This is a genomic window from Sphingorhabdus profundilacus (assembly GCF_009769755.1).
GTDB lineage: Bacteria > Pseudomonadota > Alphaproteobacteria > Sphingomonadales > Sphingomonadaceae > Sphingorhabdus_B > Sphingorhabdus_B profundilacus.
Map to the genome: position 1 here is coordinate 1,644,583 of NZ_SDWJ01000001.1, position 7,233 is coordinate 1,651,815.

Annotated in this window: 8 protein-coding genes and 1 tRNA gene; 4 read left to right on the forward strand and 5 right to left on the reverse strand. The window is 52.3% G+C overall.

All coding sequences use genetic code 11. The annotated features are described in order from the left end of the window. Positions 1-242 precede the first annotated feature (242 nt). Positions 243-1,586 carry a DEAD/DEAH box helicase gene (locus tag EUU23_RS07710; protein WP_160353442.1) on the reverse strand — a complete coding sequence of 448 codons (1,344 nt, stop codon included), beginning with the start codon at positions 1,584-1,586 and terminating at the stop codon, positions 243-245. 121 nt (positions 1,587-1,707) lie between these two features. Next, positions 1,708-2,166: a hypothetical protein gene (locus tag EUU23_RS07715; RefSeq protein WP_160353443.1), complete on the reverse strand. Its 459-nt coding sequence runs from the start codon at positions 2,164-2,166 to the stop codon at positions 1,708-1,710. A 154-nt stretch (positions 2,167-2,320) separates the two neighbouring features. On the opposite strand from EUU23_RS07715, the gene EUU23_RS07720 reads away from it, so the two are divergent. Both EUU23_RS07720 and EUU23_RS07725 read left to right on the forward strand, forming a co-directional pair. Then, entirely contained in the window at positions 2,321-3,766 is a 1,446-nt protein-coding gene (locus tag EUU23_RS07720; protein WP_343032688.1) for an FAD-binding oxidoreductase, read from the forward strand. Positions 3,767-3,812: 46 nt separating this feature from the next. Next, positions 3,813-4,592, forward strand: coding sequence for a SapC family protein (locus tag EUU23_RS07725; RefSeq protein WP_160353444.1), 780 nt, complete (start codon positions 3,813-3,815; stop codon positions 4,590-4,592). Positions 4,593-4,652: 60 nt separating this feature from the next. Here EUU23_RS07725 and EUU23_RS07730 read toward each other — a convergent pair whose 3' ends face one another. Further along, positions 4,653-5,060, reverse strand: coding sequence for a hypothetical protein (locus EUU23_RS07730; RefSeq protein ID WP_160353445.1), 408 nt, complete (start codon positions 5,058-5,060; stop codon positions 4,653-4,655). Positions 5,061-5,343: 283 nt separating this feature from the next. Continuing rightward, a complete protein-coding gene (locus EUU23_RS07735) occupies positions 5,344-6,213 on the reverse strand; it encodes an N-formylglutamate amidohydrolase (RefSeq protein WP_160353446.1) in 870 nt (289 codons plus the stop codon). 132 nt (positions 6,214-6,345) lie between these two features. Between EUU23_RS07735 and cpdR the strand changes: the two genes are divergently transcribed. Both cpdR and EUU23_RS07745 read left to right on the forward strand, forming a co-directional pair. Continuing rightward, positions 6,346-6,723, forward strand: coding sequence for a cell cycle two-component system response regulator CpdR (gene cpdR / locus EUU23_RS07740; protein WP_160353447.1), 378 nt, complete (start codon positions 6,346-6,348; stop codon positions 6,721-6,723). A gap of 43 nt (positions 6,724-6,766) precedes the next feature. Beyond that, positions 6,767-6,841: transfer RNA gene (locus EUU23_RS07745), tRNA-Val, on the forward strand. 199 nt (positions 6,842-7,040) lie between these two features. Here EUU23_RS07745 and EUU23_RS14035 read toward each other — a convergent pair. Then, positions 7,041-7,233, reverse strand: a 193-nt coding sequence (locus tag EUU23_RS14035) for a hypothetical protein (RefSeq protein ID WP_218939525.1), incomplete at its 5' end; no start/stop codon positions are given.

A 7,233-nucleotide genomic window follows, 5' to 3' on the forward strand; every position in this document is an offset into this window, starting at 1 on the left:
CCCGTCTAAAAGGGCAACCTCATTTTTGCTTTTTGTCTTTTTCCTTTTGACGAAAAATTATCATACCCGTTTGCCATAAAATCCCCTCCGTCCGTCACCCTGAATTTATTTCAGGGTCTTAGTTTTCAACGTCGAAGGATTAAGACCCTGAAATAAATTCAGGGTGACGGCGGTTTGGAAACGGGTTTAGCGAGGACGACGCAAATTTCACGGCGGCGTCGTCACGGACTAGGCAAAAGCCTTCAGCTTCCGAAGCCAACCCCTAAAAACCCGGGCATTGGACCATTCCAACCATTGTCGCTTGCGGGTTCCGCCGCCTTTTGCGGGGCAGCAGGCTTTTCGCGGGTTGGCTTTTTGTCTGCCGGGGTACGTGTGGGGCTGGATTTTTCCGGTTCTGCCAAGGGCTCCTTGGCCACCACTTTACGCCCACGCTTTGCAGGTGCGCGTTCCTCTTTTACCGCAACAGGTGCGTCCACTTTACCAAGGCGTTCAATCTTGTTGCCGATCAGCTTTTCGATGTTTTCGATGGCTTCCTCGTCCGCCTTGGTGACGAAGGTAAAGGCTTTACCCTTTGCCCCTGCCCGCCCCGTGCGGCCGATGCGATGGACATAATCGTCGGGATGCCAAGGCGCGTCGAAATTGAAGACATGGCTTACGCCTTTCACATCCAGTCCGCGCGCGGCAACATCTGATGCGACCAGAAAGTCGATATCGCCATTTTTAAATGCTTCGAGCTGCTTTTGACGCGATGCCTGATCGATATCGCCATGAATTTCGCCTGACCGCAGGCCATGGCGTTGCAGGCTGGTGTTCAACTCGCGGACTGTTGTCTTGCGATTGCAAAAGATAATCGCGTTCGAAACCTGTTCACTGCGGATAAGATCGCGCAAGACATCGCGCTTTTTCATCGGAGATACGTTGACAAGAAACTGTTCGATATTCGTATTGGCCGTCGCGGGACGTGCCACTTCGATATATTTGGGGTTGGTCAGAAACTTGTCCGCCAGTTTCTTGATCGGCGGCGGCATTGTTGCCGAAAATAGCAAAGTCTGGCGCGTGGTCGGCAATTTGGTGCAAATATGTTCGATGTCGGGAATGAATCCCATATCGAGCATTCTGTCAGCTTCATCGATGACCAGCATCTCGCATCCGGTAAGCAAAATCTTGCCGCGTTCGAACAGGTCCATCAGGCGTCCGGGTGTTGCAATCAACACATCGACACCCTTTTCAAGAGCCTTGACCTGATCGCCCATCTGCACGCCACCAATGAGCAACGCCATCGATAGTTTGTGATATTTCCCGTATTTTTCAAAATTCTCGGCGACTTGGGCGGCAAGTTCGCGGGTTGGCTCCAAGATCAGACTGCGTGGCATTCGGGCGCGGGCGCGGCCGTTTGCCAGCACGTCGATCATGGGCAGAACAAAGCTGGCGGTCTTGCCCGTTCCCGTCTGTGCGATGGCAATAATATCGCGCATCATCTGCACTTGCGGGATTGCGGCGGCCTGAATAGGGGTTGGCTCATCATAGCCAGCCTCGGTAACAGCCTTTAATAATTCATCAGACAAGCCGATATCGGCAAAACGCATAGGATTGTTCCGGAAAAGCGATATATGCCAAACAACATCACCGAAGCGCGTCTTGGCCTGCGCGGCCTTTGGTCTGCTATGACCCAAATGTCAAGGAATTTGGCGGTATCAGGTCGGTAGGTCAGCGCGGTATGAGCAACCGGAACTTGTCAACCTCGCACTTGGCGCCCGTGCGGGCGTGCAACAGGTCGCGATCAATGCACAGTTTTCCATCATAAGGCTTTTCCATATAAGCGCCTGCATAAAATTCGCGCGCCAGGCAACCATCCCCAAGATAGGCGCGGATCAGCACGCCATCTCGGGTCAACAGCTCCAGCGTATCCTTTGGACCCGGCCGTGATCCGGCCAATTTGTCAATCCAAAGGCATTTGCCAATTTTTTGTTCTTTATACCTTAAACTAGCGGCCTGTTTTGTCTTTCCGCCCGGCGTGTTCATGGGCGCAACTGTCTGGCTCGGCAAACGCACAATAACACGTTGATCCACCCGGACCTGTTGAAACACAGTTTGCAGCCGCATAATCGGAGCGAACGGATTGCCCGGACGATCAGTCTCGATTTGTGCAGAAGCATCGCGGGACACTATCATGAAACCGATCGCTAAAATTACTATGGCAAAGACTGCGCGCAAGAGTTGATCCGGTATCAAGTTGAAGTTCGAACGGCTTTAGTCGATAGGGTTGAACAGGGTATGAATTGGGCAACGGTTCGCCGCTGTCAATCTTTTGGAATCCAATGTGCAAGATACAGATGCTTTGTCAGAATTGAAGGAATATTTAGGCCCCAAAGGCTTTACAGATGATCCCGACGTCATGGCGCCCTGGCTGACCGATTGGCGTGGCCGTTTCACTGGTCGCGCTGCGGCGCTCGTCTCTCCTGAAAATAGCGCACAGGTTGCCCATGTGGTTGGCATTTGTGCGCGGCACCGGATCGCTATTGTCCCGCAGGGCGGCAATAGCGGCATGGTTGCCGGAGCGACCCCGGATGACAGCGGCGAACAAATCATTGTGTCCTTGCGCCGGATGAACAGGATTGACCCGATAGATTCTGAAACGGGCCTTTTGCGCTGCGAAGCGGGTGTCATTCTTCAAAACTTGCATGAAGCAGTGGCAAGGCAGGGCCGTCGTTTCCCTTTGACGTTGGGCGGAAAAGGGTCAGCGACAATAGGCGGACTGGTATCAACCAATGCTGGCGGTACACAGGTGTTACGCCATGGCACCATGCGAAACCTGATTGCAGGGATCGAAGCCATATTACCGGATGGGTCACTTTATGACGCGATGATCCCGCTTAAAAAAGACAATCGCGGGTACGAACTGAAGCATCTTTTGATAGGCGGGGAAGGAACGATCGGAATTGTAACCGCTGCGGTCGTTCAAACCGTTCCCGCATTGCTGGATCGCTGCGTCATGTGGGTCGGCGTTGATAGCCCCGTTCAAGCCTATCACTTGCTGCTTTTTATGCAGGCGCGCGCGCGCGACCGGCTCGAAGGATTCGAAATTTTGCCCAACCGTGCGCTTGATGCCGTCACGCAGCATATCCCGGGAACGCGCGCTCCGTTGGACACAGCGCACAAATGGCATGTCCTGATGGAGCTGGTGCAGGATGACCCGGCCCAATCGGCACCAGCCGAACGCGCGTCAGATCTTCTCGAAGAAGCCATCCAATCCGGTCTGATGGAAAATGCAACATTGGCCAGCAGCGAGGCGCAGGCCGACGCTTTCTGGAAAATTCGCGATTCGATTGCAGAAGCGGAACGCGCCGCCGGTCCTGCGTTACAGCATGATATCAGCGTACCTGTCGATGCGATGGCAAAATTCATCGAATTGGAATCGCCGGTTATCGAGCGGCAATGGCCCGGAAGCCTAACAGTTGCCTTTGGTCATATGGGCGACGGAAACATTCATTTCCATGTCAAAGCACCACCCGGTGTTGATGTGTCCCAATGGCATGCAAGTGATGCAAAGGCGATAACGGCACATGTCTATGATCGCGTCGCTGCCTATCATGGCTCGCTTTCTGCCGAACATGGCATTGGTCAGGCAAAGATTGCCGAGTTTGAACGCCTGTCAAACCCGGTCCGCATCGCATCGTTGCGCGCAATTAAAAACGCCCTGGACCCTTTGGGTATAATGAATCCGGGAAAGCTTGTTCCACTTGCGAAAGTGACGATGTCCGACTAAGACCCCCAAGAATTTTTTGTCGCAATAACAACATATGGAGTCTCCCATGGCCACCGCGCCCCAAGCTACCAACCTGCCGCTTCTTTACCAGGATCTGGTTCCGCTCAACAGCAACGAACATGCAAAGTGGAAATCGCGCATGCTCGAAAATGCTAAATTCATGGATGGCCAACATGCTATCCCGTTGACGATTGAGGAATTTGTTCCTGCTTCGCGCAACTATCCAATCATTTTTTCGGCATCCGAAACACCCGTTCCGCTGGTGTTGATGGGAATGAATGAAGGCGTGAATACCTTCATGAACGAAGAGGGCCAGTTTGATCGCCCGGTATATGTTCCTGCCTATATCCGCCGCTATCCCTTCATGCTCGCAAAACTGCGTCCGGATACCGACGAATTGTCGCTTTGCTTCGACCCGACATCGGGGGCTGTTGGTGAATTTAAGGAAGGAAACGACCTGTTTAATGGCACCGACCCTAGCGACAACACGAAAGCAATCCTCAAATTCTGTGAAGATTTTGAAAATGCCGGCGCGCAAACCCATGCCTTTGTCGAAGAGCTCAAAAAACTTGACCTGTTGATGGATGGTGAAGTTTCGATTCAGCAAGAAGGTCAGGAAAAGCCTTATGTGTATCGTGGCTTCAAGATGGTGGACGAGAATAAGTTGCGTGAATTGCGTGGCGATGCGGTCCGCAAATTGAACCAGAACGGCATACTTGCCTTAATCCATGCACATCTGTTTTCGCTTCAATTGATGCGCGAAATTTTTGCGGTTCAAGTCGCTCAAGGCAAAGTTCCACAGATTTCAGAATTGCCGGCCAACTAATCCGAAATCCGTTTCAGCCCCGCCAGATCATCCTCGGATCAACTGGCGGGGCTTTGACTCTCAGCGTTGGATATAACCAACGGCGTTTAGCGCTTTCGCCCGCGTAAAAAACAAATCCAGCGCCTCATCGGGCAGCATTTCTCTCAGCAACGTCTGAAATTGCGGACGTTTCTCGGCATTGGCGAGACCAATGGCCTGCACAAGCAGGATTTCATCCACACTCGCGCCGCCGCAACAGGGCCGGAAAATCGAAAAAGGCTCGGGCCAAATTTGCGTCACAACCTCCATCAGCAAGTTGAATTGCAATGTTGCATGTGGACAGTGCAAATACCCCAATATTCTTGCGTACGGATCGAGCGCCGCATTTCTTGAAATACACCAGCTACGCGCAGCCAGAATGTATCGCGCGTCGGCCGACCGCATATCCAGCAATCGTGGCTGTCGGGACAAAAATAGATTGATAAGCATGACTATCTCCTACTCTCTTGGGAGTTATTGATAATCATTCTCAATAGCAAGTCATTTTTCAGTGACCCGTGAAATCATGGCGAAAGTCGTAAATTATTCTTAAGGTGGGGTTGATTTTGGACCGCATCGCCCCCATTCTTTCAAGAGGACGGAGATATCCCCTCCCATTTTCGTCCTACCGGTGCCGTTAGGCGGCACCACCTCCCTGAACCTTGGCCACCCCGAATTTATTCGGGGTGGTTTTTTCTTGGACTAGGATGGGGACCAAGCCCGTAAAACTGTGTCATTCGGCCGCGACTAAAGTTGCCGAACCCAGCGCCTGATCAGACAATATCCGTACAAGGTTCCCAATCAGATCCGAAATGGAGGCCAGCGAAATGCTGGGCTCCCGCAAGGTCGAATCGAGATAGAGCGAGCGATCAACCTCCAACTGCAGGGCATGTATGTTCGCCTTAGGCCGACCGTGCCGTCGCAAAATATGTTCGCCGGAATAAGGGTGGTTCAACGCGGTGCGAAACCCGGCCAATTGGATTTGGTGAATCAGCATCTCTGAAAATGGGGAGGCTGCACTATGCCCAAAACGATCGCCGATCACAAAATGCGGTGGGTCGCCTTTGGGCACATTGCCAATGGGTGGCATGCTATGCAGGTCAAGGAGGACCGCCACACCGAATTTTCGGCGCATCTGAGTTAAGATATCCGCGATTGCTTCATGATAAGGCCGGTGAAATCCCGTTATCCGTCCCTGGATTTCGTCCAGTTCATATTGGCCTTTCCAAATATCGCCGGCACTGGCCAATCGTCTTGGAATCAAACCCAAACCGCCGCGCTGTTTTGGCCCCGGTGTGGGATAATCTGCCGGGTTGGCATCACGGACCATTTCTGCATCCAGATCATTTTCATCCCGATTAAGATCAATCCACGCCCGGGCGCGATGCGCGACAATGGCCGGGAAGCCCGAACCGATGACTTTACGAAGCAACAGATCAGCATAGCGATCTTCCAAACGCACCAAAGATTCCTTTGGCAGACGCAGTGAACGAAAAACGATCTCAGGATAATCGCGCCCTGCATGGGGCACCGATACGAGCAACGGGATCGACAGCGATTGGCCTCCATAGACCGCAAATCCGCTGTTTTCGATAAGCTCCATACGCTTTCATCCTCTTGCCTGATCGAAACCTTGGCACATTTTACCGTATTTGGTGCAAAAAATTAAAACTCTGCCCTTATGACAGGCTGAAATATAGTGAATTACATTTTGAGTGAAAGAAAAGGACGTTCGATGACCCGTATCTTGCTTGCAGAAGATGAACAGGCAATGCGCGAATATCTGGCACGTGCGTTGGAACGGTCGGGTTATGAAGTCGTCTCTGTCGACCGCGGAACCGAAGCAGTGCCGCTTTTGGAAAGCGAACATTTCGACCTGCTTTTGACCGACATCGTGATGCCCGAAATGGATGGCATCGAACTGGCGCGGCATTGCAGCAAAGTGTCCCCCCAGACCGAGGTTATGTTCATCACCGGATTTTCCGGCGTCGCCTTGCGTGCAGGCGAATCGATGCCAAATGCCAAAATCTTGTCCAAGCCGTTCCATTTGAAAGACCTGGTGCTTGAGGTAGAGCGCCTGTTTGCAAAGGAAAGTTTCAGCGAGCTGAAATAGACTTGAATGATAGGGCAACCCCAGCTAGAGGCTGCCGCAGCGTGGGCGTATAGCTCAGTGGTAGAGCACTGTGTTGACATCGCAGGGGTCGCAAGTTCAATCCTTGCTACGCCCACCATTTTCCTTCCAGAATCATTATAAATCCCGATCCGCTTAAAATACCGGCTTATTGTTACGCATTTTCCGTCGCTTACGAGGACGATTAGGGCTGGTGCTCGGCCAGAGACCATTTGTAGTCACGACATATCAAGAGATCTGGTCGATTTTCTCAAGGGCCAATTTTTTGCCACCACTTTGGGGAAGACTCGAATGGTCGGTTACGCCGACGCAAATCCGAGGAATTTGCGCTGGTCTTGCCAGCTAAGCGGAATGCCGCGCATGCGACCACGCTTCATTCGCCGAAGGTGGCTGGCAATACTATTGCCGCAGTGACGTAACCAACCAATCCTATCGTGGAACTGTAACCTTCCGCTTCTGATCAACTCCAGACATACGGTAACGCTGGTCTTG

Coding starts and splice junctions, on each gene's coding strand:
- EUU23_RS07710 (WP_160353442.1), bottom strand. CDS start 1,586: ATGCGTTTTGCCGATATCGGCTTGTCTGATGAATTATTAAAGGCTGTT.
- EUU23_RS07725 (WP_160353444.1), top strand. CDS start 3,813: ATGGCCACCGCGCCCCAAGCTACCAACCTGCCGCTTCTTTACCAGGAT.
- EUU23_RS07730 (WP_160353445.1), bottom strand. CDS start 5,060: ATGCTTATCAATCTATTTTTGTCCCGACAGCCACGATTGCTGGATATG.
- EUU23_RS07735 (WP_160353446.1), bottom strand. CDS start 6,213: ATGGAGCTTATCGAAAACAGCGGATTTGCGGTCTATGGAGGCCAATCG.
- cpdR (WP_160353447.1), top strand. CDS start 6,346: ATGACCCGTATCTTGCTTGCAGAAGATGAACAGGCAATGCGCGAATAT.